Annotated in this window: 22 protein-coding genes; 9 read left to right on the top strand and 13 right to left on the bottom strand. The window is 71.4% G+C overall.

Annotation, left to right across the window (positions count from 1 at the left end):
• Positions 1-104 precede the first annotated feature (104 nt).
• The 3 genes from ACIPWY_RS06860 to ACIPWY_RS06850 form a co-directional block, all read right to left on the bottom strand.
• Positions 105-782: a TetR/AcrR family transcriptional regulator gene (locus tag ACIPWY_RS06860; protein WP_362900179.1), complete on the bottom strand. Its 678-nt coding sequence runs from the start codon at positions 780-782 to the stop codon at positions 105-107.
• Positions 783-992: 210 nt separating this feature from the next.
• Entirely contained in the window at positions 993-2216 is a 1224-nt protein-coding gene (locus tag ACIPWY_RS06855; protein WP_362900181.1) for an acyl-CoA dehydrogenase family protein, read from the bottom strand.
• 53 nt (positions 2217-2269) lie between these two features.
• A complete protein-coding gene (locus tag ACIPWY_RS06850; RefSeq protein ID WP_401532395.1) occupies positions 2270-2953 on the bottom strand; it encodes an HAD family hydrolase in 684 nt (227 codons plus the stop codon).
• A gap of 261 nt (positions 2954-3214) precedes the next feature.
• On the opposite strand from ACIPWY_RS06850, the gene ACIPWY_RS06845 reads away from it, so the two are divergent.
• Positions 3215-3745, top strand: a complete 531-nt coding sequence (locus tag ACIPWY_RS06845) for a hypothetical protein (RefSeq protein WP_362900184.1) — start codon at positions 3215-3217, stop codon at positions 3743-3745.
• A gap of 30 nt (positions 3746-3775) precedes the next feature.
• Here the strand turns inward: ACIPWY_RS06845 and ACIPWY_RS06840 are convergent, their stop codons facing one another.
• The 6 genes from ACIPWY_RS06840 to ACIPWY_RS06815 form a co-directional block, all read right to left on the bottom strand.
• A complete protein-coding gene (locus tag ACIPWY_RS06840; RefSeq protein ID WP_401532394.1) occupies positions 3776-5203 on the bottom strand; it encodes an aminobutyraldehyde dehydrogenase in 1428 nt (475 codons plus the stop codon).
• Positions 5196-6869, bottom strand: a complete 1674-nt coding sequence (locus ACIPWY_RS06835) for a thiamine pyrophosphate-dependent enzyme (RefSeq protein ID WP_401532393.1) — start codon at positions 6867-6869, stop codon at positions 5196-5198. The genes ACIPWY_RS06840 and ACIPWY_RS06835 overlap by 8 nt, the downstream gene beginning before the upstream one ends.
• Positions 6866-8227, bottom strand: a complete 1362-nt coding sequence (locus ACIPWY_RS06830) for an MFS transporter (protein WP_401532392.1) — start codon at positions 8225-8227, stop codon at positions 6866-6868. The genes ACIPWY_RS06835 and ACIPWY_RS06830 overlap by 4 nt, the downstream gene beginning before the upstream one ends.
• Before the next feature lie 63 nt (positions 8228-8290).
• Complete coding sequence (locus ACIPWY_RS06825; protein WP_401532391.1) at positions 8291-9946, bottom strand: amidohydrolase; 1656 nt, start codon at positions 9944-9946, stop codon at positions 8291-8293.
• Between the two features lie 16 nt (positions 9947-9962).
• Entirely contained in the window at positions 9963-11648 is a 1686-nt protein-coding gene (locus ACIPWY_RS06820; protein ID WP_401532390.1) for an urease subunit alpha, read from the bottom strand.
• Entirely contained in the window at positions 11645-12238 is a 594-nt protein-coding gene (locus ACIPWY_RS06815) for an urease subunit gamma (RefSeq protein ID WP_362900196.1), read from the bottom strand. Before ACIPWY_RS06815 ends, ACIPWY_RS06820 begins: the two co-directional genes overlap by 4 nt.
• Before the next feature lie 123 nt (positions 12239-12361).
• On the opposite strand from ACIPWY_RS06815, the gene ACIPWY_RS06810 reads away from it, so the two are divergent.
• From ACIPWY_RS06810 to rocD, 4 genes are all read left to right on the top strand, one after another.
• A complete protein-coding gene (locus ACIPWY_RS06810) occupies positions 12362-13561 on the top strand; it encodes a helix-turn-helix domain-containing protein (protein WP_401532389.1) in 1200 nt (399 codons plus the stop codon).
• Positions 13558-14061, top strand: a complete 504-nt coding sequence (locus ACIPWY_RS06805) for an Lrp/AsnC family transcriptional regulator (protein ID WP_362900200.1) — start codon at positions 13558-13560, stop codon at positions 14059-14061. The genes ACIPWY_RS06810 and ACIPWY_RS06805 overlap by 4 nt, the downstream gene beginning before the upstream one ends.
• A 126-nt stretch (positions 14062-14187) precedes the next feature.
• The gene (ddaH, locus tag ACIPWY_RS06800) at positions 14188-15015 is read left to right on the top strand and encodes a dimethylargininase (protein ID WP_362900202.1); all 828 of its coding nucleotides are present in this window, start codon (positions 14188-14190) and stop codon (positions 15013-15015) included.
• Positions 15012-16235: an ornithine--oxo-acid transaminase gene (gene rocD / locus ACIPWY_RS06795; protein ID WP_393698883.1), complete on the top strand. Its 1224-nt coding sequence runs from the start codon at positions 15012-15014 to the stop codon at positions 16233-16235. The genes ddaH and rocD overlap by 4 nt, the downstream gene beginning before the upstream one ends.
• A 373-nt stretch (positions 16236-16608) precedes the next feature.
• Here the strand turns inward: rocD and ACIPWY_RS06790 are convergent, their stop codons facing one another.
• The 3 genes from ACIPWY_RS06790 to ACIPWY_RS06780 all read right to left on the bottom strand — a co-directional run bounded on the left by ACIPWY_RS06790 (position 16609) and on the right by ACIPWY_RS06780 (position 18841).
• Positions 16609-17667, bottom strand: a complete 1059-nt coding sequence (locus ACIPWY_RS06790; protein ID WP_393698881.1) for an LLM class flavin-dependent oxidoreductase — start codon at positions 17665-17667, stop codon at positions 16609-16611.
• Positions 17667-18203 carry an SRPBCC family protein gene (locus tag ACIPWY_RS06785; RefSeq protein WP_393698879.1) on the bottom strand — a complete coding sequence of 179 codons (537 nt, stop codon included), beginning with the start codon at positions 18201-18203 and terminating at the stop codon, positions 17667-17669. The genes ACIPWY_RS06790 and ACIPWY_RS06785 overlap by 1 nt, the downstream gene beginning before the upstream one ends.
• A 140-nt stretch (positions 18204-18343) precedes the next feature.
• Entirely contained in the window at positions 18344-18841 is a 498-nt protein-coding gene (locus ACIPWY_RS06780; RefSeq protein WP_362900209.1) for a helix-turn-helix domain-containing protein, read from the bottom strand.
• 208 nt (positions 18842-19049) lie between these two features.
• Here ACIPWY_RS06780 and ACIPWY_RS06775 point away from each other — a divergent pair, with 208 nt between their 5' ends.
• Together ACIPWY_RS06775 and ACIPWY_RS06770 are read left to right on the top strand one after the other, a co-directional pair.
• Positions 19050-19919 carry a MoxR family ATPase gene (locus tag ACIPWY_RS06775; protein WP_362900211.1) on the top strand — a complete coding sequence of 290 codons (870 nt, stop codon included), beginning with the start codon at positions 19050-19052 and terminating at the stop codon, positions 19917-19919.
• Entirely contained in the window at positions 19916-21370 is a 1455-nt protein-coding gene (locus tag ACIPWY_RS06770; protein ID WP_393698875.1) for a VWA domain-containing protein, read from the top strand. Before ACIPWY_RS06775 ends, ACIPWY_RS06770 begins: the two co-directional genes overlap by 4 nt.
• A gap of 121 nt (positions 21371-21491) precedes the next feature.
• Here the strand turns inward: ACIPWY_RS06770 and ACIPWY_RS06765 are convergent, their stop codons facing one another.
• Positions 21492-22151 carry an ATP-dependent endonuclease gene (locus ACIPWY_RS06765; protein WP_362900215.1) on the bottom strand — a complete coding sequence of 220 codons (660 nt, stop codon included), beginning with the start codon at positions 22149-22151 and terminating at the stop codon, positions 21492-21494.
• A gap of 80 nt (positions 22152-22231) precedes the next feature.
• Between ACIPWY_RS06765 and ACIPWY_RS06760 the strand changes: the two genes are divergently transcribed.
• Positions 22232-22861 (top strand): alpha-ketoglutarate-dependent dioxygenase AlkB, encoded by a 630-nt coding sequence (locus tag ACIPWY_RS06760; RefSeq protein WP_393698873.1) that lies wholly within the window; start codon positions 22232-22234, stop codon positions 22859-22861.
• 247 nt (positions 22862-23108) lie between these two features.
• Positions 23109-23456, top strand: coding sequence for a GNAT family N-acetyltransferase (locus ACIPWY_RS06755; RefSeq protein ID WP_393698871.1), 348 nt, complete (start codon positions 23109-23111; stop codon positions 23454-23456).
• Positions 23457-23640: the final 184 nt, after the last annotated feature.

The raw sequence follows: 23640 nt of genomic DNA, 5'->3' as shown, positions 1-23640 counted from the left end.
GCCTCCGTGGAGTAAGGGCGGCTCAGCCACCACACACTCCGGGAGCGGGTGCCGTTCGGTCAAGGGGCGTGCGGCGATTACCTCTTGAGCCGCCGGAACTCCTCCTACCTGGCGTTCCTGTCGAGCTTGAGGGCGTTGGCCCAGAGCGTGGTGGACGTCTCGACCAGCTCGTCGAGCGTGTCGTCCTCACCGAGCCCGTACGCGTAGTAGGCCATGCGGCTCACCATGCCCGAGAGCGCCCGCGCCGCCATGAGGGGGTCGAGGTCACGGTCCGCGAGCCCGCGGTCCTGGAGGTCCTTGATGGCGCGCGCGTTGCGGTCGGCGAACGCGCGGTTCCGGCGCCGGCGCACCTCCCGGAACCCGGGGTCGCCGGCCGCGACCTGATCGAGGATCAGCATGAGCTTCGCGTTGCGCTTGTACGCCTCGAAGTAGGCCCGGTTGCTGGCCTCGATCACGCCGACGGGCGAGCTGTCCTCGGGGTCGAGGCGAGGCATCCCCGGGTGCAGCATGTCGTCCTGGGCGACTTCGAGCACCGCCTGGAAGATCTCCTCCTTGCCGGCGAAGTAGGTGTAGAAGGTGCCGGTCGAGCAGGCGGCCTCGGCGGTGATGTCGGTGAGACGCGAGTCCAGATAGCCGTCCCGCTCGAACACGACGCGGGCCGCGGCCACGAGCGCGGCGCGGGTGCGGGCGCCGCGCGCGGTGGTAGGGGGTTCACGCAGGGCCGAGGTGTCCGCGAGCGAGGGGATGTCCTCCCCGTCGGGCGCGTGGCCACGAGTGGTCATGTCGTGGGGCCTTCCTGTGTGCTGGCTCGTGCTGCTCACGGGAGTGCTCGCCGGCGCCGCACACCTGGCTGGGCTCGCCCGGCCGCGCACACCCGCGTGCCCACCCGTGGTGCCCGCCGGTACGGGAGCGAGGCGATCTTCGCACACCCGCGTGCGCAGATCGCCTCCGTCCTCCTTCGGCCCGGCAGGGCCCCGCACCGTGCCGCGCGATCAGCGGGTGCGGCCCCACTGCGGTTCCCGGCGGCGCAGTTCCCGCATCGCGATGGTGCGCTTGTGGACCTCGTCGGGGCCGTCGGCGAGGCGCAGGGTGCGCAGGTGCGCGTACATGCTGGCGAGCGGGAAGTCGTCGGAGACGCCGCCCCCGCCGTGCACCTGGATGGCCCGGTCGACGACCTTCAGGGCGACCTCGGGTGCGGCCACCTTGATCGCGGCGATCTCGGTGCGCGCGTGCCGGTTGCCCACGGTGTCCATGAGGTGGGCGGCCTTGAGGGTGAGCAGCCGGACCATGTCGATCTCGATACGGGACTCGGCGATCCAGTCCTGGACGTTGGCGCGGTTCGCGACGGGCTCACCGAAGGTCGTGCGCGCCTGGGCCCGGTCGATCATCAGGTCGAGGGCACGCTCGGCCATGCCGACCGCGCGCATGCAGTGGTGGATGCGGCCGGGGCCGAGCCGCGCCTGGCTGATCATGAAGCCGTCGCCCTCCCCGGCGAGCAGCGCGGTCACCGGCACCCGGACGTTCTCGAAGACGACCTCGGCGTGCCCTTCGCGGTCCTTGTATCCGAAGACCGGGAGGTTGCGCAGGACCGTGACGCCGGGGGTGTCGATCGGCACGACCATCATGCTCTGCTGACGGTGCGTCGCGGCCTCCGGCTCCGTCTTGCCCATCACGATGAGCACCTTGCAGTTCTTGTGCAGGGCGTTGGAGGTCCACCACTTGCGTCCGTTGAGGACGTAGTCGTCGCCGTCACGTTCCATCCGGAGCTGGATGTTGGTGGCGTCGGAGCTCGCCACGGCGGGCTCGGTCATCGCGAAGGCGGAGGCTATCTCGCCGTCGAGGAGCGGCTTGAGCCACTTCTCCTTGTGCTCGTCGGTGCCGAAGAGGGTGAGCACCTCCATGTTGCCGGTGTCCGGCGCGTTGCAGTTGGTGGCCTCGGGGGCCAAGTGCGCGCTGCGGCCCATGATTTCGGCGAGCGGGGCGTACTCGAGGTTGGTGAGGCCGGGGCCCCACTCGGGGTGCGGGTGGAAGAGGTTCCACAGGCCGCGCTCCTTGGCGTCCGCCTTGAGGTCTTCGAGGATCGGCGGGTGGAAGTGCGGATCGCCCGACTCCGCCATCTGCGCCTCGTAGACCGGCTCCGCCGGGTAGATCCGCTCGTCCATGAAGGCGAGCAGCTTCTCCTGGTACTCCTTGGCCCTGTCGGTCAGCTCGAACACGTGGTGCTCCTTACGGGGGGAGGATGGATTTCGGGGTACCGGCGCGACAAGGCCTAGCGGGACCCGGCGTCGGACTGCGCGTCCGACCGTATTGCCTGTGTCGCTTCCGCCGCCGCGCCGAGGCGCAGCAGCGACCTCAGCTCCTGGGCGGTCGCGGTCGCTTCGCGGTGGACGATGCCGGCGAGGCCGGCGCGTCGTGCCGCGACGATGTTGTGTTCGAGGTCGTCGACCATGACGGTCTCGGCAGGCTCGGTGCCAAGACGCTCGCACGCGATGGCGTACGCGCGCCGGGACGGCTTGCGTACGCCGATCTCGCCGGAGATCACCACGGCGTCGAACATGGACTCCAGGTCGAAGCCCGCGTAGCAGTCGTCGCCCAGAGAGTTCGAGAGAAGGCCCACGCGGTGTCCCGCGTTCCGCACTTCGGTGACCAGGTCGAGCATCGCCCGGTCGGGGCGCAGTTCGGTCTGCATCAGGGACAGGAGTCCGGGCCCCTGGGCGTCGGCTCCGTGTGCGCGCAGCCGCTCGGCGAAGCCGTCCTCGAACTCACGCTGGCCGATCCGGCCTTCTTCGTGGTCGACGAGAAGGGCGCCGACGCGTTCGTCCTTCGCGAGCAGGCGGAGCGGAAGCCGTGGATCGACGCCGAGTGCCCGGCCGAGGGCCTCGAACGCCTCGTACACGCTGGTGGTCAGCACTCCCCCGAAGTCGAAGAGGACGGCGCTGATTGGGGTGCTCAAGAGACAGCCTCCTGGTCGCAGGTTCGGGAAGCATGCGCAACGTACCTGAACCCGGACTCAACTTCAATGACGCGCGTCTCCGTTCAGCGGCTTCGAAGCACAGGCGAAACCGGAAAACCCACGCGTGTCGGCCACGGCTCACTGCCCGGCCGCGGGCGAGAGTGGCCGGACAGCCGACCACTCCCCCCTGGCCGGCAGCTCCCTCCCACCGACCCCGTCACCCGCCCACAGCGCCCCCGGACGCCACCCGAGGATCCCGTCATGAACACCCGCCAGACCCTGCGCCGCAGCGGCCGCACCCTCAGCCGTGGCGCCGCCCGGCCCAACGTGCTGTTCGGCGGCGTCTACGGAGCCGTACTCGCCAGTTCCATGGTCGCCGCGCTCGCCCAGTACGGGCGCTCGTCACGTGCGGACCGCCTGTACGACGCCAAGTGGCTCCTGATCACCGCGGTCGCCTCGGCCCTCGCCCACGGATACGCGCACCTCATCGCCCGGCGCGCGGACGAGACCCACCACGGGGCGTTCACGGCGGTGCGGGCGCTCGCCGAGGAGTGGCCGCTGCTCCTCGCCACCCTGCCGACGCTCGTGATGCTCTTCGGCGCGGGCCTCGGCTGGTGGAACTACTCGGGCATCGAGTACGTCGCCCTCGGCTTCAATGTTGCCCTGCTCTTCGCCTGGGGCCTGACGGCGGCCCGCGTCAGCGGCCGGTCGTGGGCCCGGTCGCTGTACCTCGGCGTGGGCGACGCACTGCTCGGCCTGATCGTCGTCGTGGCCAACGCACTGATCAAATAGCCGGGCCGAGCGCACGTCATTCGCGGAGTGTCAGGGCGTGACGTGCGCAGCCATGACGTGCTTGATCCGCGTGTAGTCGTCGAAGCCGTAGCGGCTCAGGTCGCTGCCGATGCCCGACTGCTTGTATCCGCCGTGGGGCATCTCGGCGAGAACCACCTGGTGGCAGTTGAGCCAGACGCAGCCGAAGTCGAGTTCGGCGCTCAGCCGCATGGCGCGCCCCAGATCGGCGGTCCATACGCTGGACGCCAGGCCGAAGTCGACGCCGTTGGCCAGGGCGACGGCCTCCTCCTCGGTGTCGAAGGGCTGGACGGTGACGACGGGGCCGAAGATCTCGCCCTGCACCACGTCGTCGTCCTGGCGGACACCGGAGATGACGGTGGGCGGGAAGAAGTGGCCGGGGCGGTCGACGCGCCGGCCCCCAGTCTCTACGTGGGCGTGCTCCGGGAGCGTCGCGATGACGGACTCGACGCGGGCGGCGTGGGCGGCGCTGTTGAGAGGACCGTAGAAGGCGTCCTCGTCCGGTGAGCCTGTCCGGGTGTCGCGGGCGGCATCGACGAGGGCCGTCAACAGGGTTTTGTAGAGCGGGCGTTGGACCAGGATCCGGGTCACGGCAGTGCAGTCCTGGCCGCCGTTGAAGAAGGCGGCGTCGGCGAGGGCGCGAGCCGTGCGGACAGGGTCGACGTCGGCGAAGACGACTGCCGGTGCCTTGCCGCCCAGCTCCAGGTGGACGTTCTTGACCTCGCGGGAGGCCTCGGCCATGACCTCGGAGCCGGCCCGGGTGCTGCCGGTGATGGCCACCATGTCCACGTCCGGATGGGCGACGAGCGCGCGTCCGGTGTCCCGGTCACCGCACACGACATTGACGACGCCCGGCGGGAAGACGCGCGCGGCGAGTTCGCCGAGCAGGACGGTCGACCAGGGCGTGGTGTCGGACGGCTTGAGGACCACCGTGTTGCCCGCGGCGAGCGCGGGGCCGAGCTTCCATACGGCCATCATCAGCGGATAGTTCCAGGGCGTGACCTGGGCGACGACACCCACGGCCTCGCGGCGGACGTACGAGGTGTGGCCCTGCGCATACTCGCCCGCGGCGACGCCCTCCAGGACACGGGCGGCGCCCGCGAAGAAGCGCAACTGGTCGGCGCCGCGGCCGACTTCGAGGGTGCGGGTCGTCTCGCGAGGCTTGCCGGTGCTGCGCACTTCCGCATCGACCAGCTCGTCCTCGTGGGCGGTCACGAGGTCGGCGAGGCGCAGGAGTGCCTCCTGCCGCTGGGCCGGGGTGCTGCGGCGCCAGACGGGCAGGGCCCGGCGCGCGGCGGCCACGGCCGCGTGCACGTGCGCGGCGGACGAGCGGGGCGCGGTGCCGTAGACCTCACCCGTTGCGGGGTCGGTCAGCTCCATGCGGTCCGCGACCTCGGCACTGCGGCCGTCGACGATGTTGTGCAGGGTCAGATCAGACATTGCAGGTCTCCTTGCGCAGGGAGGCGACAGTGACGCCGGGGGCCAGGCGCCCGCCGGTCACCTTCAGCTCGATGAGGGCGGCCTTGCCGCTGTCGAGGGACCGCTGGAGCGCGGGACCGAACTCGGCTGTGACAGTGACGGTTTCGCCGTGGGCGCCGAAGGCGCGGGCGTACGCGGCGAAGTCGGGGTTGCCGAGCCCTGTGCCGCTGACCCGCCCTGGGTAGGCCTGCTCCTGGTGCTGGCGAATGGTGCCGTACTTGGCGTTGTTCAGCACGATGATCAGCGGCTTGGCGCCCTCGGCCACAGCGGTGGCCAGTTCCTGACCGTTCATCAGGAAGCAGCCGTCGCCCGCGACGGAGACGACCCGGCGCTCCGGATCGTGGATCGCGGCGGCCACGGCGGCGGGTATGCCGTATCCCATGGACCCGTTACGGGGGGCGAGTTGGCGTGTGCCGTCGTGGTACGTGAGGAAGCGCTGCGCCCAGATGGCGTGGTTGCCGGCGCCGAAGGTGATGACGGCGTCCTCGGGCAGCCGGTCGTCGAGGGTGGCGAAGACGGTGGCGAGGTCGAGCGGGTCCTCCTCGGGGACCGGGGTGCGGAACGCCAGATGGGCGGCCCTGTCCTGCTTGGTCCGCACGGCCCACGGCAGGGGGCAGCCGGGGCGCAGGGTGCGTACCGCGTCCGCGAATGCCTCGGGGGCGGCGAGCAGGGTGAGTTCGGCGGGGTACAGGGCGCCCGGCGGTTGCGGTTCGGGCAGTACCTGGACGAGCCGGGGTCCGGTTCCGTCGGTGGGAAGCAGCGTGAACCCGTCGGTCGCGACGTCACCCGGTGCGGTTCCGAGTGCCAGTAGCAGGTCGGCCTCGCGCACCCGCTGCGCGAGCGCGTCGTCGCGTCCGTAGCCGAGCGGGCCGACGTACACCTCGGACTCGTTGTCGATGAGGTCCTGGCAGCGGAAGTCCACCGTCACGGGCAGGGACCACGCCTCGGCCCAGTCCCGTACGGCGGCGCGGGCGTGCGAGGTCCAGCGGCCGCCGCCGAGGAAAAGGAGGGGTCGTTCGGCGGACGTCAACAGACGTTCCAGGGAGGTGAGTTCGGCCGGGGTCACGCCGCCGCCAGGGATGGGCAGCGGGGTTGCGTCGGCGACCCGTACGACGTCCGTGAGCATGTCCTCCGGCAGCCCCAGGACCACGGGTCCGGGCCGGCCGCTGCTCGCGACGGCGAACGCGCGGGCGACGTACTCGGGGATGCGCGCGGCGTCGTCGATGGTCTCGACGAGCTTGGCGCTCGCGCCGAACGTGCCGCGCAGGTCGAGTTCCTGGAAGGAGGCGCGGTCGGTGTGCCCGCGCGGTACCAGGCCGATGAACAGGACCATCGGCGTAGCGTCCTGATACGCGGTGTGCAGGGCGACCAGCGCGTTGGTGGCCCCGGGGCCACGGGTCGTGAAGCAGACTCCGGGGCGCCCGGTGAGCTTGCCGTGGGCCTCGGCCATGTAGGCGGCGCCGCCTTCGTGGCGGCAGACGACCATGTGGACAGGGGCGTCGTGCAGGGCGTCGAGCGCGGCGAGGTAGCTCTCGCCGGGCACGCCGTAGACGGTCGCGACGCCGTGTGCGGACAGCTGGTCGATGAGGACCTGGCCGCCGGGACGGGCGGTGTGGTGCTGGGTCATGCGGTGGCCTTCTGAGATGCGGAGGTGTTCTCGGGCGTGGTGGCGGACCGGCTGCCGAGCAGCGGGCCTGCCAGGAAGGAGCCGGCCGCGGTGCAGGCGGCGATGAGGACGAGGAGGAGGGCGACGCCCCAGGACGCGCCGTCGGTGACGCCGGTCAGCCAGGCGGCGACGAGCGGGACGAAGCCGCCGAGGACACCCGAGAGGTTGTACGACATGGCAACGGCGCTGTAGCGGAAGGTCTCCGGGAACAGGCCCGTGACGACGGCGCCGATGGTGGCGTAAGGGATGGAGATGACGGCGACGCCGAGCGTCACACCGAGGATGACGAGGGCGGTCTGTCCGGTGTCGACGAGCCAGAAGACCGGGAAGGCGACCAGGACGGACAGCATGCCGCCGACGGCGCATACCTTCCACGGGCCGACGCGGTCCGCGATCCGGCCGCCGATGTAGATCACGACCATCTCTGCCACGGCGGCAAGGAGCGTGGCATTCAGCATCACGGACTTCGCGATGCCGAGCTGTTCGGTGCCGTACGAGATCATGAAGGTGGTCAGCAGGAAGAAGCCGCCGATGCCGAGGAAGGCCGCGAGGACGCTGATGATCATGCGGCCCCAGGTCCTGCGGAAGGCTTCGACGAGGGGGGCGGGCGCGGGGCCGTTCCTCTCGGCGTCCTCGATCATGGCGCGGAAGACCGGGGACTCCTCGATGCGCAGGCGCAGGTAGAGCGCGAAGACGAGCAGGCCGAAGGCGGCGAGGAACGGGATGCGCCAGCCCCACGCGTAAAAGGCGTCGTCGGGCAGCAGGCCGACCAGGGCGAAGGCGCCACTGGAGAGCAACGTGCCGACCGGTGAGCCGAGTTGGGGAACCGCCGAGTAGCTGCCGTGCTTCTCCTTCGGCGTGTGTTCCAGGGTCAGGAGCATCGCGCCGCTCCACTCCCCGCCGACCGAGATGCCCTGCACGAAGCGGAGTACGGCGAGCAGCACGGGGGCCCAGATGCCGATGGTGTCGTACGACGGGAGGAGGCCGATGCAGCCGGTGGCGACACCCATCATGACGACCGTGATGATCAGCGCGGCCTTGCGTCCGTAGCGGTCACCGATGTGGCCGAAGACCGCGGCGCCGATGGGCCTGGCCGCGAAGCCGACGGCGAAGGTCACGAAGGAGGCGATGGTCGCCGTCGTGGCGTCGAGCGAGGGGAAGAACAGCTTGTTGAAGACGAGCGCGGCCGCGGTGCCGTAGAGGAAGTAGTCGTACCACTCGAGGGCGGTGCCGATGAACGCGGCGGACAGGAGGCGCTTGATGTCGGCGGTGCCGGCGACGGTGCGGCCTGTTGGCGGCGTCGTACTGTTGGAGCTCACGGAATCTCCCGGGGGACGGTGACCGCCTGGGCGGTCGGGGGACGGTGGAGCGGGGAGCGTGCCTCAGACGGAGGCAGTCATGCCGAGCGGGTCGTGGGCGACGGTGCCGCCGACGGAGGTGGCCAGGATCCGGATCGCGCCGATGCGGTCCGGTGAGATGCGGGTGGGGTCGGCTTCCAGGACGGTGAAGTCGGCCAGGTGACCGGGGCGCAGGACGCCCTTGCGGTCGCCGTAGCCCGTGGCGTGGGCGGAGCCGACGGTCCAGGCACGCAGCGCGGCGAGTGCCGTCACGCTCTCGTCCGCGCCATAGGGCGCACCGGTCTCGGTGAGGCGCTCCACCATGGACTGCATCGCGGGCAGCGGGGCGCCGGGAGCGACCGGCCGGTCCGAGCTGCCGGGCACGACAATGCCCAGGTCGAGCAGGGAACGCAGCCGGTACGACCACGGGGTGCGCTGCGGCCCGAGCGCTGCCGCCATGGCATCTCCGAAGGCGTACAGGAAGTTGTGCTGCGGCACGGGCACGGCGCGCAGCTCGGCGAAGCGGGCGAGCTGGTCGGGGCGTACGACTCCGGCGTGCTCGATCCGGTGGCGCACCTCGGGGCGTGGGTGGGCCCGTTGGGCGCGGGCGAAGGTGTCGAGTGCGAGGTCGACGGCCCGGTCGCCGATGGCGTGGGCAGCGACGGTCCAGCCGGCCCGGTGCGCGGCCACCACGGTGTCGGCCATCGCCTCGGGGTCGCCCTGGAAGTATCCGGTGGCGGACGTGTCGTGGGGGCAGCCGCAGAACGGTTCGGTGACGGCGGCGGTGCGGCCGAGCAGCGAGCCGTCGAGGAAGATCTTTACGGGTCCCAGTGAGAGCCGGTCGTCGCCGAAGCCCGTGCGCATGCCGAGGTCGAGGCCGAGGGTGATGGCGTCGTCGGCGTGAGCGGTGAGCGGGTGCAGCACGTCGGAGGCGGCCATCACCTGGGCCCGGGTGTGCAACTGGGCGCTGTCACGGCTGAGTTGATAGGCGGCGAGCTCCACCGGGCTGTGCCCGATCCAGCCACCGCCGATGCCCGCTTCGGTGAAGCTGGTGATGCCCTCGGCGAGGTAGTGCCGGGTGGCGGCGCCTATGGCGTCGGCGAGGGTGGCCACGGGGTACGGCAGCACCTGGCGCTGCACGAGCTGCTGCGCGGTCTCTTCGAGAAGTCCGTTGGGCCGCCCGTCCGCATTACGGGCGACGACGCCGCCGGTGGGGTCGGCGAACCCGTCGGCGAGCGCTCCGGCCTTCTCCAGGACAGGCGAGTTGACGATGCAGGCGTGTCCGGAGGTGTGCTTGAGCCACACCGGGCGGCCGCCCGCGGCGCGGTCGAGTGCGTCACGGTGCGGCTGGACGCCGCCGAGCTTGTGGTGGTCGAGCCCGGCACCGATCACCCACGCGTCCTGCGGCCGACCTTTCGCGTGGTCGGCGACGGCGGCGTACACCTCGTCCACCGACCGGGCCTTGGACAGGTCGAGCTGGGCGAGGGTGAGGCCGAACCACGCGGTGTGGCAGTGGGCGTCGTTGAAGCCGGGAACGAGGGTGGCGCCGCCCGCGTCGAGGACGCGCCGCGCGGGCAGGGCTTCGACGTCCTCGTCGAGTCCCGCGATCCTGCCGTGCAGGACGCCCAGAGTGCGGGCGGAGGGCCGGTCGTCGTCGAGGGTGAGGATGCGCGCGTTGCGCACCAGCAGATCGAGAAGCATGGGGTGGGTCCGTCCCTCAGGCGAAGTGGTGCAGTTGGGCGAGGGGCAGTTCGGTGACGGCGTCGGTTCCGGTGGGGACGTCGTCGACCAGGACGGGGGCGGGCTCGCGCGGCACGTGGACGCGTGGCGTGGCGGTGTTGTGCAGCATGTCGGCCCGGGTCAGGCCACGTGCGCCGACGATCGGCGCGTACTGCAGACCCTGCGGGAGCGCGGCGCGGGCGGCCCGGTCCTCCAGGGCGGCCTGCGCGACGAAGATCCGGGACAGGCGTGCGGGGGCGTCGCCGAGTGCCCCGAAGTAGGGGCGGTAGGTGCGGGGCTGGGTCAGGCGAGTGGAGCCGGAGCCCGATCCCGTGTTGCCCCAGGCCACGAAGCCGCCCTTGACGACGAGTTCGGGCTTGGTGCCGAACCAGGCGGGGTGCCACAGGACGAGGTCGGCCATGCGGCCCGGCTGGAGAGAGCCGACCTCGTGGGCCAGGCCGTGCGCGATCGCCGGGTTCAGGGTGATCTTCGCCAGATACCGCAACGCCCGTGCGTTGGCGGCGTGTTCCACTCCCCCGGCGCCGTTCGCGAGGGCCTGCACATGGGCGAGCTGCCAGGTCCTGCGCACCGTCTCGGCCATCCGGCCCATGCCCATGGAGTCGGAGTTGACGATGCTGATCGCGCCCAGGTCGTGCAGGGCGTTCTCGGCGGCGATGGCGTGGCCTCGGATGCGGCCCTTGGAGATCTCGACGTCGCTGGGCGAGTGGTGGTTCTGCCGGTGGACCGTCATCGTCATCGGGAACAGCTCGCCGACGGTGTTGGCGGTGTACGGAACCGTCGGGGTGGTCGACGAGGGAAGCACGTTGGGCTCGGAGAGAATCTCCAGAAGGTCGGGGTGACCGCCGCCGCCCTCGACGTGGTAGGCGTGCACGGTGCGGCCACGGGTGGCGCCGATGGTGTCGCGCAGATAGCCGGACTCGTTCATGGAGTCGGTGTGCATGGCGACGGGCAGGTCCGCCTGTTCCGCGGTGCCCAGGCACGTCTCGATGATGCGCGGAGTGGCCCCGAAGTCCTCATGGATCTTGAAGCCGCCGGCGCCCGCGAGCACGGACTCGTCGAGCAGGGCGCGCGAGGTGGAGGAACCGCGGGCGAGGAAGGCGATGTTGAGCGGGGTGCCGCGCCAGGACGCCATCAGGGTGTGAAGGTTGTGCGCCGGGTTGCAGCCGATCTCCCAGACTCCGCCGAGGCCCATGCCGACGAGCGTGGTGACTCCGGCGGACAGCGCGGCGGGTGCCACCTCGGGCGAGGAGAGGTGGACGTGGCTGTCCACGATGCCCGGGGTGGCGATCAGGCCCTCGCCGGGGATGACCGAGGTGTGGGAGTCGATGGCGAAGTCGACGTCCATGACATCCGGGTTGCCGACGCCGCCGACGGCGACGATCCGGCCGTCCTTGATGCCGATGTCGGTCTTGCGGACGCCCAGCACCGGGTCCATCAGGACCACCCCCGCGACCACCATGTCGAGCGCGGAGTCCCGCTCGGAGCGCGGCGAGGCCAGGAGTCCGTCCCGCACCGTCTTGCCGCAGCCGCCGAGCAGTTCGTCGCCCGGTGTGCCATCGTCCTGTTCCACCTCGACCCACAAGCACGTGTCGCCGAGCCGGATCCGGTCGCCGGTCGTGGGCCCGTAGAGAGCGTTGTACGTGCGGCGGTCGACCTGTGTCATGACGCCTCCTCATGGCGTGCCGTCACCACGTCGACTTCGCGTACGGCGCCGGGTTCGAAGGACAGGGCGGTGCCCGCCGGGATGTCGAGCCGCGTGCCCGCGGCGGCCTCGCGGTCGAGCTCCAGGGCCGCGTTCGCTTCGGCGAGCGGGTAGTGCGAGGACAGGTAGACGGTGCGGTCGCCGTTGTTTCGGATGGTCAGCCGCGAGCGGAGCCTGCCGGTGTTGATCAGGACCGGGTCGGGTGCGGTACGGACAGCTCCCGGCCCGGGTTCGCCCCTCCCGCCCGTGGTGGGGATCGGGTGGTCGATCGCCACCAAGGACGTACCGCTCGGGAACAGGGCCTCGACCTGGATGGTGGTGACCATCTGCGGCACCCCCTCCATGACGTCGTCCTCGGTGAGGACCTTGCGGCCCGCCGCGATCACTTCGTCGAGGCTCAGGCCGTCCCAGGCGGCTTCGAGAACCTCGTCGCAGATCAGGGCGATCGCCTCCGGCGCGTTCAGCCGGCGCCCGCGCGCCCTGCGGCGACGCGCCAGTTCCGCGACGGTGAACAGCTGGATCCGCTCCAGCTCGCGAGGGGTCAAATGCACAGCTACCCGGCCCTCCATTCAGTGGAATTCCGGCCACTGCCTGCCGGACACTCCAAGAATTCACGGGGTCCTGCGCGAAGCCAACGTTGATATGGCGCCGATGGGGCGGCCAGGATTGTGCACATGAACAGTGAGCCCATCCTCTTCCCGCCCCCGGATCCCCGGGTCACCGAGCTGGCCCGCGGCTGCCTCGAGGACATCGACAGCCTCGTCGGCCTCTGGGTGGAGTGTGTACGCCCGGTCCGCGCCTCCTACGCGGACCGTGTCTCGGAGGAGGACTTCCGCGCCACGGCCTGGCAGGCGTTCGAGTACCTGCTGCGCAAGGTCGCCTGTCTGCCCCTGCCCGAGCGCATCGCCACAGTCTCCGAAGAGATCGGGGAGAGGCGCGCCCGGCAGGGTGTCCCCCTGGACTCCCTGCTTGCGGCGGCCCGCCTCGACTTCCGTGTGGTCTGGGCGGCTCTGGTCGACAAGGCGGGAGAGAAGGACAAGGCCGAGCTGGTGACGTCCGCGTACCACGTGTGGGAGGCCGTGGAGAAACATGTCACCGGGATCATGACCGCGTATCAGCGCACCATCCTGGACATGGGGCGCCGCGCGGCGGACGAGCGGCGCATGTGGTTCGCCCGGCTCCTGGACAGCGAGGGCCGCAATCCGACGGTGGTACGGGACGCGGCGCTCGCTCTCGGCTTCCAGCCCGACGACCGCTTCCTGTGCGCGGTGGCGCCGCCGCAGCACGGGGCGGGGCTGCGCAGGACCGCGACGGCGCTGCGCACCGCGGAGACACCCGTCCAGTTGCAGGAGGTGGCGTCGGATCTGGTCCTCACCGTGCAGCTGGGACGGCGCACCACGGCGGAGACCGTGCTCGCGCTGCTTCAGGAGACGCCGTGCGGGGTCGCCGCCGCCCCGGCGGGCCTCGCCGCGGTGCCGCGTGCGGTGGTGCTCGCAACGGCCACGGCGCGCGTGCTGCCGCTGGACGCCGCGGGTCCACGGCGGCTCGAGGACAGCTGGCTCGATGTCCTGGTGCAGCGCGCGGAAGGCTTCGGGCGGGATCTCGCCGACGACGTCCTCTGTGGGCTCGACGCGGAAGCGGTGCCCGTCACCGAGACGAAGCGCCTCCTCGATACCGTACGGTCACACCTGGCCGGGACCGGGTCCGTCGCGGAAACGGCGGCCGCCCTGTACTGCCATCGCAACACGATCCAGCAGCGGATCACCCGGTTCGCCGAGCTGACCGGCCGCGATGTGCGGCGCCCCGAGGACGCCGCCCTGGTGGCCCTCGCCCTGCGCGCCCGTGACCAGCACGAGAAGGACCACCGGCCATGAACAGCAAGCACGTCGCGTTCGACGATCTCGACCGCAAGATCGTCGCCGCCCTGATCGCCAACGCCAGGACGAGCTTCGCGGAGATCGGCGCGGCCATCGGCCTGTCCGCCACGGCGGTCAAGCGGCGCGCCGACCGGCTGCGCGAGAACGACGTCATCACCGGGTACACCGCCACGGTCCGGCCGGCCGCGCTCGGCTGGAGCACCGAGGCGTTCGTCGAGGTGTACTGCGACGGGGCGGCGCCGCCCCGTCGGCTCGCCGAAGTCGTGCGCAACCACCCGGAGATCACCTCCGCGATGACCGTGACGGGCGGCGCCGACGCGTTGCTGCACGTCAGGGCCACGGACGTCGGCCACTTCGAGGAGGTACTCGAACGCATCAGGGCCGAGCCGTTCGTCCGCAAGACCATCAGCTACATGGTGCTTTCCCATCTGCTGCCGGACAGCGCGGAGGCCGGAGCCCGCGAACCCGCCCCCGACGACGCAGCGAACCTGCGCTGACCTCCCCTTCTACGCAGCATTACTGCGGTCACGCGCATTCAACGGACCTTGTCGAGCGCGACCGCCGCTTCCTACCGTGGAGACACCCTCTGATGGCCGTCCCGCAGGAAGCGGAGGTACCCGTCTGTGACCAGGCGCTATCTGGTGTGCGAGCCCAGATACTTCGACGTTCAGTACGCCATCAATCCGTGGATGCGTGACGACGTGCGGGTCGACACCGCGCTCGCTCTCGCGCAGTGGCAGAACCTCATCGAGACCTACCGCTCGCACGGGCACACGGTGGAAACCGTGCCACCCGTACCGGGCCTGCCCGACATGGTGTTCGCCGCGAACTCGGCGCTCGTCGTGGCCGGCCGCGTCCTCGGCTCCCACTTCCATGCGGAGCAACGCCGCCCCGAGTCCGCGGAGTACGAGACGTGGTTCAAGGCCGCGGGCTACGACGTCCACCGCCCGGAGTCGGTCTGCGAGGGCGAGGGCGACCTCGTACCGGCGGGCCGCTACGTACTGGCGGGCAGCGGATTCCGTACGACGCGGGCCGCGCACGACGAGGCGCAGGAGTTCTTCGGCGTACCGGTCATCGGGCTCCGCCTGGTCGACCCGTACTTTTACCACCTGGACACCGCGCTGTTCGCCCTCGATCACCCCGGTGATCCAGATGATCCAGATGATTCGGACGGCGGCACCATCGCGTACTACCCGGAGGCCTTCTCGGCCGGGAGCCGCGAGGTGCTCGCGCGGCTCTTCCCGAGCGCCGTGCTCGCCACCCGCGACGACGCGATGGCCTTCGGCCTCAACTCCGTCTCCGACGGCCGTCATGTCTTCGTCGCCCCGCAGGCCACCGGGCTCATCGAACAGCTCGCCCACCGCGGATACGTCCCCGTCCCCGTCGACCTCTCCGAGTTCCACAAGGCCGGCGGAGGCATCAAGTGCTGCACCCAGGAGATCCGTTCATGACTGTCGCCCCCGTCCAGGCCTCGCGTTCGTCGGCCGAGCTGATCAGCGCCGAGACGCCGGTCCTCGCGCACAACTACCACCCGCTGCCCGTGGTCGTCGCCCGCGCCGAGGGCACCTGGGTCGAGGACGTCGAGGGCCGCCGCTACCTCGACCTCCTCGCCGGTTACTCGGCCCTCAACTTCGGCCACCGCCACCCCGCGCTGATCGAGGCAGCCCACCGTCAGCTCGACCAGCTCACCCTGACGTCACGCGCCTTCCACAACGACCGTCTCGCCGGCTTCGCCGAGGGCCTCGCGGAACTGACCGGCCTCGACATGGTCCTGCCGATGAACACCGGCGCCGAGGCCGTGGAGAGCGCCGTGAAGGTCGCCCGCAAGTGGGCGTACGAGGTCAAGGGCGTCCCCGCGGACCGGGCGACGATCGTGGTGGCCGACGGCAACTTCCACGGCCGCACGACCACGATCGTCAGCTTCTCCACCGACGAGTCGGCCCGTGCCGGGTTCGGGCCGTTCACGCCGGGCTTCCGCGTGGTCCCCTACAACGACCTGGCCGCGCTGGAGGCGGCGATCGACGAGACGACGGCGGCCGTCCTGCTCGAACCCATCCAGGGCGAGGCCGGGGTGGTCATCCCGGACGACGGCTATCTCACCGGGGTGCGCGATCTGACGCGGCGGGCCGGCTGCCTGTTCATCGCCGACGAGATCCAGTCGGGCCTCGGCCGCACGGGCCGCACCCTCGCCGTCGACCACGAGGCCGTACGCCCCGACATGCTGCTTCTGGGCAAGGCGCTCGGCGGCGGCATCGTGCCGGTGTCGGCGGTCGTCGCGGGGCGGGACGTGCTGGGGGTGCTGCGGCCGGGCGAGCACGGTTCCACGTTCGGCGGGAACCCGCTGTCCGCGGCGGTCGGCTCCGCCGTCGTCGACCTGCTCGCCACCGGTGAATTCCAGCGCCGGGCGGCGGATCTGGGCGAGGTGCTGCGCGCCGGACTCGAAGCCCTCACCGGTAAGGGCGTCACCGGCTTCCGGGCCCGGGGGCTGTGGGCCGGCGTCGACGTCGACCCGGCCATCGGCACGGGTCGCCGGATCAGTGAACTCCTCCTGGACGAGGGTGTGTTGGTCAAGGACACCCATGGCTCGACGATCCGGCTGGCCCCGCCCCTGACCATCACCCGCGAAGAGCTGGAGTCGGCGCTCGCCGCACTGAGCAGGGTGCTGGGCTAGTCCCGGAACGCCGGGTCGTGGCCCGGCCGCCGTCCGCGGGGGCGGGCCCACGACCTCGGGCTCGGCGTGGGAAGGACCGCCCTCCCCGGCCGAAATCGGGGAGGCCTCCTCCACGTCGCCGCATTCGCGCGCCCGAGGGAAGAACGTGACCGCCCCCGCCTGGCGGGTCGAACCGACGTGGTACCAGGTGGACCGACCACCGCACGATCAATCCGGCCGACGAACGCCACATGGCCGAGCGCGTGAACCCACACGCCGTCATCGAACTCGCCGCAGGCCACACTTCGTTGACCTCGCGGCCGGGCCGGCCGCCGACCTGATCGAAAAGGCGGCGAACGAACTCTCCCGCCGGCGGCACCGCACAACGCCCTGACTAGCGCTCCTCGCGCCCCACGTCCCGTACGAGATCCAGCGCCCTGCCCAGGGTGGTCAGGCGGGCCTCCAGGGTGTCGCCTGCCGGGTAGAGGCGGACCGTGTCGACACCCGCGGCGCTCCAGACCCGCAGGCGTTCGCGGACCATGGGCTCGGTGCCGATGAGGGTGGTGGCCAGGACCATGTCGTCGGTGACCAGGTCCGCGGCGCCGTCCCGGTCGCCCGCCTGCCAGCGCGCACGGACCTCGGCCGCCGTGTCGGCCCAACCCTGCCTGCTGTAGGCGTTGTTGTAGTAGTTGGTGGTCGCGGAGCCCATGCCGCCCAGGCTGAAGGCCAGTTCCTTCTTGCGGCCCGCGACCATCGCGCGCAGCGCGTCCTCGTCGTCGGTGAACGCCACCTCGGCGCCCTGGCAGATGTCGAGGTCGGACCGCTTGCGCCCGGCTGCCGCGAGTCCGGCGTCCAGATGGTCGAAGTAGGCCCCCTGAGCGCCTTCCGGCACGAAGCTCGTGCCGAGCCAGCCGTCCGCGATCTCGCCGGTCAGCCGCAGCATCTTGGGCGAGAGCGTGGCCAGGTAGACGGGCAGGTCGTGCTCGGCGCGCATGGACAGGCGCATCGGCTTCGCGTCGCCGCCCGGCAGCGGGAGGGTGAACTCCCGTCCCTCGTAGCTGAGTTTCTCGCCTGCCGCGGCCTGTCGGACGATGCCGACGGTCTCGCGCATACGGGACAGTGGCCGAGCGAAGGAGACGCCGTGCAGGCCCTCGATGACCTGCGGTCCCGACGGGCCGAGTCCGAGCAGGAAGCGGCCTTCGGAGATGTTGGACAGGGTGATCGCGGCTCGGGCGATCGCGGCCGGGGTTCGGGTGGCCAGCTGGATGATCCCGGAGCCGAGCAGCATCCTCTCCGTGCGCGCCGCCAGATACCCCAGCGGCGAGGGAGCCTCCGAGCCCCACGCCTCGGCCACCCAGCAGATGTCCATCCCGAGCCGCTCGGCCTCGGTCACGAAGTCGACCGTCTCGCGCCAGTTGCCGCCCGAGGCCTCGATCGTCGTAGACGTACGCATCACACGCCCCGCCCTTCCGGAGCCGGGCCGCCCTCGGCCAGGTCCTTGATCGCGTCGAGCGTGGCGGTGATGCTCCGTTCGAACTCCCGCAGCCGCACGAACACGATCTTCTGCTCCTTCTCCGGCATCGCGTCGATGGCGTACGAGAGCCCGGAGCGGCCGGGGCCGAGCTGCATCCACTGGGCGAGCTCGGTGCCGCCGTCGTCGAGGGGGGTCAGGGTGAACTTCCAGAGGGCGCTGGGCTGTTCGGGATCCTCCACCGCCCAGGCGAACACGCGCGGCGGCTCACACCGGACGACGTACGAGGTGGTCTGCCACTCACCCAGCGACTCGTGCTTGCTGCGTCCGAGGAACCGCCCGCCGAGCGTGGGGCCCGCCGCCCCGTCCAGCCAGGCGACCGACTGGAGTTCGGCGCTGAGCGTGGGCATCAGGTCGATGTCGGAGACGAACTCCCACACCCGCTCCGGCGACGCCAGGACCCTTCTGCGGACCTCGACCGTCGGTTTGTCGGCGTAACGCGCGCCCGTCCACTCCATTGCCGGTTGCCTCTCCGTCTGCGGGAATCCCACCGCGGGAATTTCACTGGGCGGCTCCGTGAAAAGCGACCCTGAGCATGAGAGTTGCGTAGATAGACTCACTCGTCAAGAGGCAACCCCGAAGGGCGGGAGGAGTCGGATCAGTCCGCGAAACGGGCCTTGATGTCTGGGCGTTCGGCGAGGCGCGGCGGGTAACCCGGGCCGAGGCGGGGCCGCGTGTTCTCGGCCGTCATCGGCTCCTTGCACTCGCTGCACACGACCTCGGCATGGCTCTCGTGGCCGCACCGGTCGTGGTGGAACACGACGGGCGGTCCGACCTCCTCCGCCAGCCAGCGGTCGCCCCAGCGGTTCATGGCCGCGAGCACGCCGAAGAAGTCGCGTCCCATGTCCGTGAGGACGTAGTCGTAGCGGACGGGCTCGTGCTGATAGGCCCGTTTCTCCATGAGCCCCTCGTCCACCAGGCGCCGGAGGCGGTCGGCCAGGGTGTTGCGCGCGATGCCGAGCTCCTCCTGGAACACGTCGAACCGCTTGATCCCGTAGAACGCCTCACGCAGGACGAGCGGCGTCCACCAGTCGCCGAGCAGGTCCATGGTGCGGGCGATGGAGCAGGGCCAGTTGGCAAAGGAGGTCCGCCTCATGCCGTCAGCATACGAGGGTCTCGGATTGAGACCCAGCAGTTCGGGCCGCCAGGGCACGCCAGTAGCCGGCCGGTTCGGGCGTTCCGTACGACTGTGGCACGTGACGTACGACGCAAAGTCCGCGTCCCTGTTGTGGAGCCCGTCGCGGAACTGATCGAGTGGCCGCAGACCAGCCGGCGCGCGGCGCCGCACGAGGAGGGGCTCACCCATGACGACCGGGTACTTCACGTCCGTCGACGATGTGTCCGCGCGGCTCGCCGCGACGGGCTACCTGGCGTCCCCCGCGGTGGCCACCACGGTCTTCCTCGCCGACCGCCTCGGCAAGCCGCTCCTCGTCGAGGGCCCCGCGGGCGTCGGCAAGACCGAGCTGGCCAAGGCGGTCGCCGAGGTCGCCGGCGCCACCCTCGTACGGCTCCAGTGCTACGAGGGCGTGGACGAGTCGCGCGCCCTGTACGAGTGGAACCACGCCAAGCAGCTCCTGCGCATCACGGCGGGCCGCGACGAGTCGTGGGACGAGACGCGCACCGACATCTTCAGTGAGGAGTTCCTGCTCCCGCGCCCGCTGTTGACGGCGATCCGCGGAAGCGACCCGAAGGTGCTGCTCATCGACGAGACCGACAAGGCCGACGTCGAGGTGGAGGGCCTGCTCCTGGAGGTGCTCAGCGACTTCCAGGTCACGGTGCCCGAGCTCGGCACGATCAGCGCGACGCGCCGCCCGTTCACCGTCCTCACGTCCAACGCGAGCCGCGAGCTGTCCGAGGCGCTGCGCCGCCGCTGCCTGTTCCTCCATATCGGCTTCCCGGAGGAGGAGCTGGAGCGCCGGATCGTACGGCTGAAGGTGCCGGGGCTCGACGAGGCGCTGGCGCAGGCCGTGGTGCGGGTGGTCGGCGCGCTCCGCGCGATGGACCTGCGGAAGGTGCCGTCGGTCGCGGAGACCATCGACTGGGCCCGCACGCTCCTGGCCCTCGGCGCCGGAACTCTCGACGAGGACGTCGTACGCGACACGCTGGGCGTCGTCCTCAAGCACCAGGAGGACGTGCTGAAGGCGGCGGCCAAGCTGGATCTGGACGCCGTGTGACCGGGGCGACGGCGGCCGGAGTCCCGGAGCGCCTCACCGCGCTCGTGCAGGCGCTGCGCTCGCACGGCGTGCGCATCGGTACCGGCGAGACGGTGGACGCCGGGCTCGCCGTCGAAGCACTCGGACTCACCGACCGCGCGCACCTGAGGGAGGGTCTGGCAGCGGCGCTGCTGCACAGCGAGGGCCAGCGGGCCGTCTTCGACCCCGTCTTCGATCTGTACTTTCCCCGGAGTGTCGGCGCCCCGCAGGACACACGGCACGAAGCGGGCGCCGGGCGTGCGTGGCAGGAGTCCGACACGGCTGACCTGCGCGAGCGGCTCGCCGCCGCGCTCGCCGCCAACGACCAGGAAATGCTGGATCAGTTGGCGGCGGAGGCGGTGGACGGCCTCGGCGGCTACGGCCTCGCGCCAGGAGCGAACGGGGCGGGCGGATCGGGCGGGTCCGGAGGATCGGGCCCTTCGGGCCGCTCGGACGGCTGGTCCTCGCACCAGACGCTCGCCCGGCTGCGCCCGGAGACCCTGCTCGCCAGGATCCTCGCCGGGATCCGGGCCGGGGCCACGGGTGACGACGAGTTCACCGACCGGCTCCAGGCGGACGAGATCCGCCGCCGCATCCAGGCGTTCCGCGGGCGCGTGGGCACCGAGGCGCGGCGCCGGGTCGCCGAGCGTCGCGGCACCGACGAGATCGCCCGCCGCGCCATCGCACCGACCGCCGACCGTGTCGACTTCCTCATCGCGGGCCGCGCCCAGCTCGACGAGCTCCGCAGGGCGGTTCAGCCGCTGGCCCGCAAGCTGGCCACCCGCCTCGCCGCCCGCAGACGCCGGGCCGCGCGCGGAAAGATCGATCTGCGCCGCACGCTCCGCGGCTCCCTGTCGACGGGCGGCGTCCCGATGCGTCCCGTGCTGCGTCGCCGCCGCCCCGCCCGTCCCGAGCTCGTCCTCCTGTGCGACGTGTCCGGCTCGGTCGCGGGGTTCGCCAACTTCACCATGCTGCTGGTGCAGGCGCTGCACGACCAGTTCAGCAAGGTGCGGGTGTTCGCCTTCGTCAACCGCGTCGACGAGGTGACCGACCTCATCGGCCGCGACGCGGCCGGGCCCGAGGGGCTCAGCGCGCGCATCCTCTCGGCGGCGGCCGTGACGGGCTGGCACGGAAGCAGCGACTACGGCACGTCGCTGGGCGAGTTCGCCGAGCGGTACGCGGACGCGGTCGGCCCGCGCAGCACCGTCTTCGTCCTGGGCGACGCCCGCACCAACATGAGCGACCCGAACACGGGGGCACTGCGGGACGTCGCCGCGCGCGCCCGCAAGGTGTACTGGCTCAACCCCGAGCGGCGCACGCTGTGGGACACCGGCGACTCGGCGGCCGACACGTACGCGGAGATCGTCGAGATGCACGAGTGCCGCAACGCCCAGCAGCTGAGCGCGCTGATCGCGCGACTGCTGCCTGTCTGATCGAGTCGTTCGCGGCGCTCGGGCGCTCGGGGCGGACGTCTGCGGCGGGTCGGACGTCTGCGGCGGGTCGGAGAGCGGCGGGGTCAGAGACGCGTACCGATGCCGGACGGACGGGCCGGAATCACAGGTGGGCGAGCAGTCGGTCCAGCGGGCGCGGCACCCGGTCGGGGTCGAGCCGTTCCACGAGTGAGCGGGCGTACTGCGCCTTGCGGCCGCTGTGCGTCCCCATGAAGCGGCGCAACTGCCGTTCCACGCCCCGCTCCCGTTGCGCCGGCTGCTTCTGGAAGGTGCGGAAGGACCTCAAGTCGCCCTCCAGGTCCAGGACTTCCTGCACGATGTCCACGCCGAGGCCGCGGATCAGCTCGTCCTCCAGGTCCGCGACACACACGTAGAAGCCGAGCTCCTCCATGTCGGCGTGGGTGAGGTGCGGACGTGGCCCGGTCCGCTCCAGAACACTCCGGAAGTAATGCTCCTCCCCCGCGTCGCACAGCCCGGCGACGGTGACGTCGAGCCCGTCCGGGCCGCACACGGCGAGGAATCTCCCGATGCTCATCGCGCCCCCGAGCGGCAGCACCGCGACGCCTTCCTCGTCGAGCCTGCGTCCGCGGCGCCGGGCGAGCGCCTCGACGGCGACCAGGTCGCTCTCCCCCTCGACCAGGACGACCTTGCGCACGCCGGCGGCGACGGCCAGCTCGCGGGCCGTGTCGGCGGCGGGCCCGTCGTCACCTCCGCGCGCCGCCCACGCTCCGGCCGCCCGACGGAACCGCCTCATCTCGTCCACAAGCCCAGTTTCGCAGGGAACGGGGTGCGCACGTCCAGCCAATTAGCTCACCCGTTCGAATTTAGGAGTACGCTGCCCTCATGGCAACGCACCAACTCCAGGGGTCCCTGTTCGACCAGGGCGACGACGTGCGACTGCGCCCACTGGACGGGGTCCGCAGGACCGTGCTCGGCGAGGGGGCCTGGATCGACCTCCTGCCCGGCTGGCTGAGCGGCGCCGACGCCCTGTTCGAGGCGCTGGCCACCGACGTGCCATGGAAGGCCGAGCGCCGGCAGATGTACGAGCGGGTCGTCGACGTGCCGCGCCTGCTCGCCTTCTACGGCGCGGGCGAACCGCTCGCGCACCCCGTCCTCGACGAGGCGCGGCAGACGCTGTCGGATCACTACGCGGCCGAACTCGGCGAACCCTTCACGACGGCCGGGCTGTGCCACTACCGCGACGGGCGCGACAGCGTCGCATGGCACGGTGACCGTATCGGGCGCGGCGCCCGCGAGGACACGATGGTCGCCATCCTGTCCGTGGGCGCGCCGCGCGACCTGCTGCTGCGCCCTCGCCGCGGCGGCGACGTGGTGCGTCGGCCGCTCGGCCACGGCGACCTGATCGTGATGGGCGGTTCCTGCCAGCGGACGTGGGAACACGCCATCCCGAAGACGACACGGGCCGCGGGCGGACGGATCAGCGTCCAGTTCCGGCCGCACGGGGTGCAGTGATCCCGCGTGATCGCGCGTGCTGCGCGAGATCGCCCGGATGCAGGATCCCCGGCATGACGGACACGAAGGAACTCACGGTGCGCCCCCGCACCGACGCCGACCTGCCCTGCTGCGTCGAGGTGCTCGCCGGGGTCCAGGCGGCCGGCTGCCGTCCGGTGGACCGGCCCGCCGATCCCGAGAGCCGGCTGACTCCCCTCGGCATGACCGAGGCTCGGTCGTCCTGGCGGGCTCCGACGTCGTCGGACACATGGCGCTCACCCCGCCAGGACCTGCCCTGGCATCGGCCGCCGGACTGCCCGAGGCACACCTGGTGGCCGTGGCGCGCCTCTTCGTCAGCACCCGCGCCCGCCGGCGCGGAGTGGCCACCCTCCTGCTCGACCGGGCGATCGAGACCGGCGCGGCACGCGAGCGGACGGCGGTCCTGGAGGTCGAGACGGCCGCGAGCGCCGCCATCGGCCTCTACGAGCGCTTGGGCCGGCGGCATGCCGGCACGTCCACCGCCGACTGGACGACCGCTGACGGCCGGCTCGCCCGCATGCGCACGTACGTCGCACCCCCGACATCCGTGAACTCGTCGCGCCCAGCGCATTTCTGATGTTGCATCAGTCCACGTCGGGAGAGTGAAGGTCGGCCCATCAGCCGCCCCGGCCGGACCCCCGCCGGACGCGGCCCCAACGGCGATCAGATCCCGAACAGGTCCCGAACGGGTCCCGAACCGGCGTCACCGGACAAACCTTGACATCCCTTCGACCGGCTCTCTACGGTCGGCCGTGGATCTT

The sequence above is a fragment of the Streptomyces sp. NPDC090032 genome, from assembly GCF_044748025.1.
Taxonomy (GTDB): Bacteria; Actinomycetota; Actinomycetes; order Streptomycetales; family Streptomycetaceae; genus Streptomyces.
This window is presented reverse-complemented; position numbering and strand designations above follow the sequence as displayed.

What these genes read in the sequence shown, in the direction of transcription:
- ACIPWY_RS06860 (WP_362900179.1), bottom strand. Translation starts at nt 782, where the DNA reads ATGACCACTCGTGGCCACGCGCCCGACGGGGAGGACATCCCCTCGCTC.
- ACIPWY_RS06845 (WP_362900184.1), top strand. Translation starts at nt 3,215, where the DNA reads ATGAACACCCGCCAGACCCTGCGCCGCAGCGGCCGCACCCTCAGCCGT.
- ACIPWY_RS06840 (WP_401532394.1), bottom strand. Translation starts at nt 5,203, where the DNA reads ATGTCTGATCTGACCCTGCACAACATCGTCGACGGCCGCAGTGCCGAG.
- ACIPWY_RS06835 (WP_401532393.1), bottom strand. Translation starts at nt 6,869, where the DNA reads ATGACCCAGCACCACACCGCCCGTCCCGGCGGCCAGGTCCTCATCGAC.
- ACIPWY_RS06825 (WP_401532391.1), bottom strand. Translation starts at nt 9,946, where the DNA reads ATGCTTCTCGATCTGCTGGTGCGCAACGCGCGCATCCTCACCCTCGAC.
- ACIPWY_RS06820 (WP_401532390.1), bottom strand. Translation starts at nt 11,648, where the DNA reads ATGACACAGGTCGACCGCCGCACGTACAACGCTCTCTACGGGCCCACG.
- ACIPWY_RS06810 (WP_401532389.1), top strand. Translation starts at nt 12,362, where the DNA reads ATGAACAGTGAGCCCATCCTCTTCCCGCCCCCGGATCCCCGGGTCACC.
- ACIPWY_RS06805 (WP_362900200.1), top strand. Translation starts at nt 13,558, where the DNA reads ATGAACAGCAAGCACGTCGCGTTCGACGATCTCGACCGCAAGATCGTC.
- rocD (WP_393698883.1), top strand. Translation starts at nt 15,012, where the DNA reads ATGACTGTCGCCCCCGTCCAGGCCTCGCGTTCGTCGGCCGAGCTGATC.
- ACIPWY_RS06790 (WP_393698881.1), bottom strand. Translation starts at nt 17,667, where the DNA reads ATGCGTACGTCTACGACGATCGAGGCCTCGGGCGGCAACTGGCGCGAG.
- ACIPWY_RS06785 (WP_393698879.1), bottom strand. Translation starts at nt 18,203, where the DNA reads ATGGAGTGGACGGGCGCGCGTTACGCCGACAAACCGACGGTCGAGGTC.
- ACIPWY_RS06780 (WP_362900209.1), bottom strand. Translation starts at nt 18,841, where the DNA reads ATGAGGCGGACCTCCTTTGCCAACTGGCCCTGCTCCATCGCCCGCACC.
- ACIPWY_RS06775 (WP_362900211.1), top strand. Translation starts at nt 19,050, where the DNA reads ATGACGACCGGGTACTTCACGTCCGTCGACGATGTGTCCGCGCGGCTC.
- ACIPWY_RS06760 (WP_393698873.1), top strand. Translation starts at nt 22,232, where the DNA reads ATGGCAACGCACCAACTCCAGGGGTCCCTGTTCGACCAGGGCGACGAC.
- ACIPWY_RS06755 (WP_393698871.1), top strand. Translation starts at nt 23,109, where the DNA reads ATGGCGCTCACCCCGCCAGGACCTGCCCTGGCATCGGCCGCCGGACTG.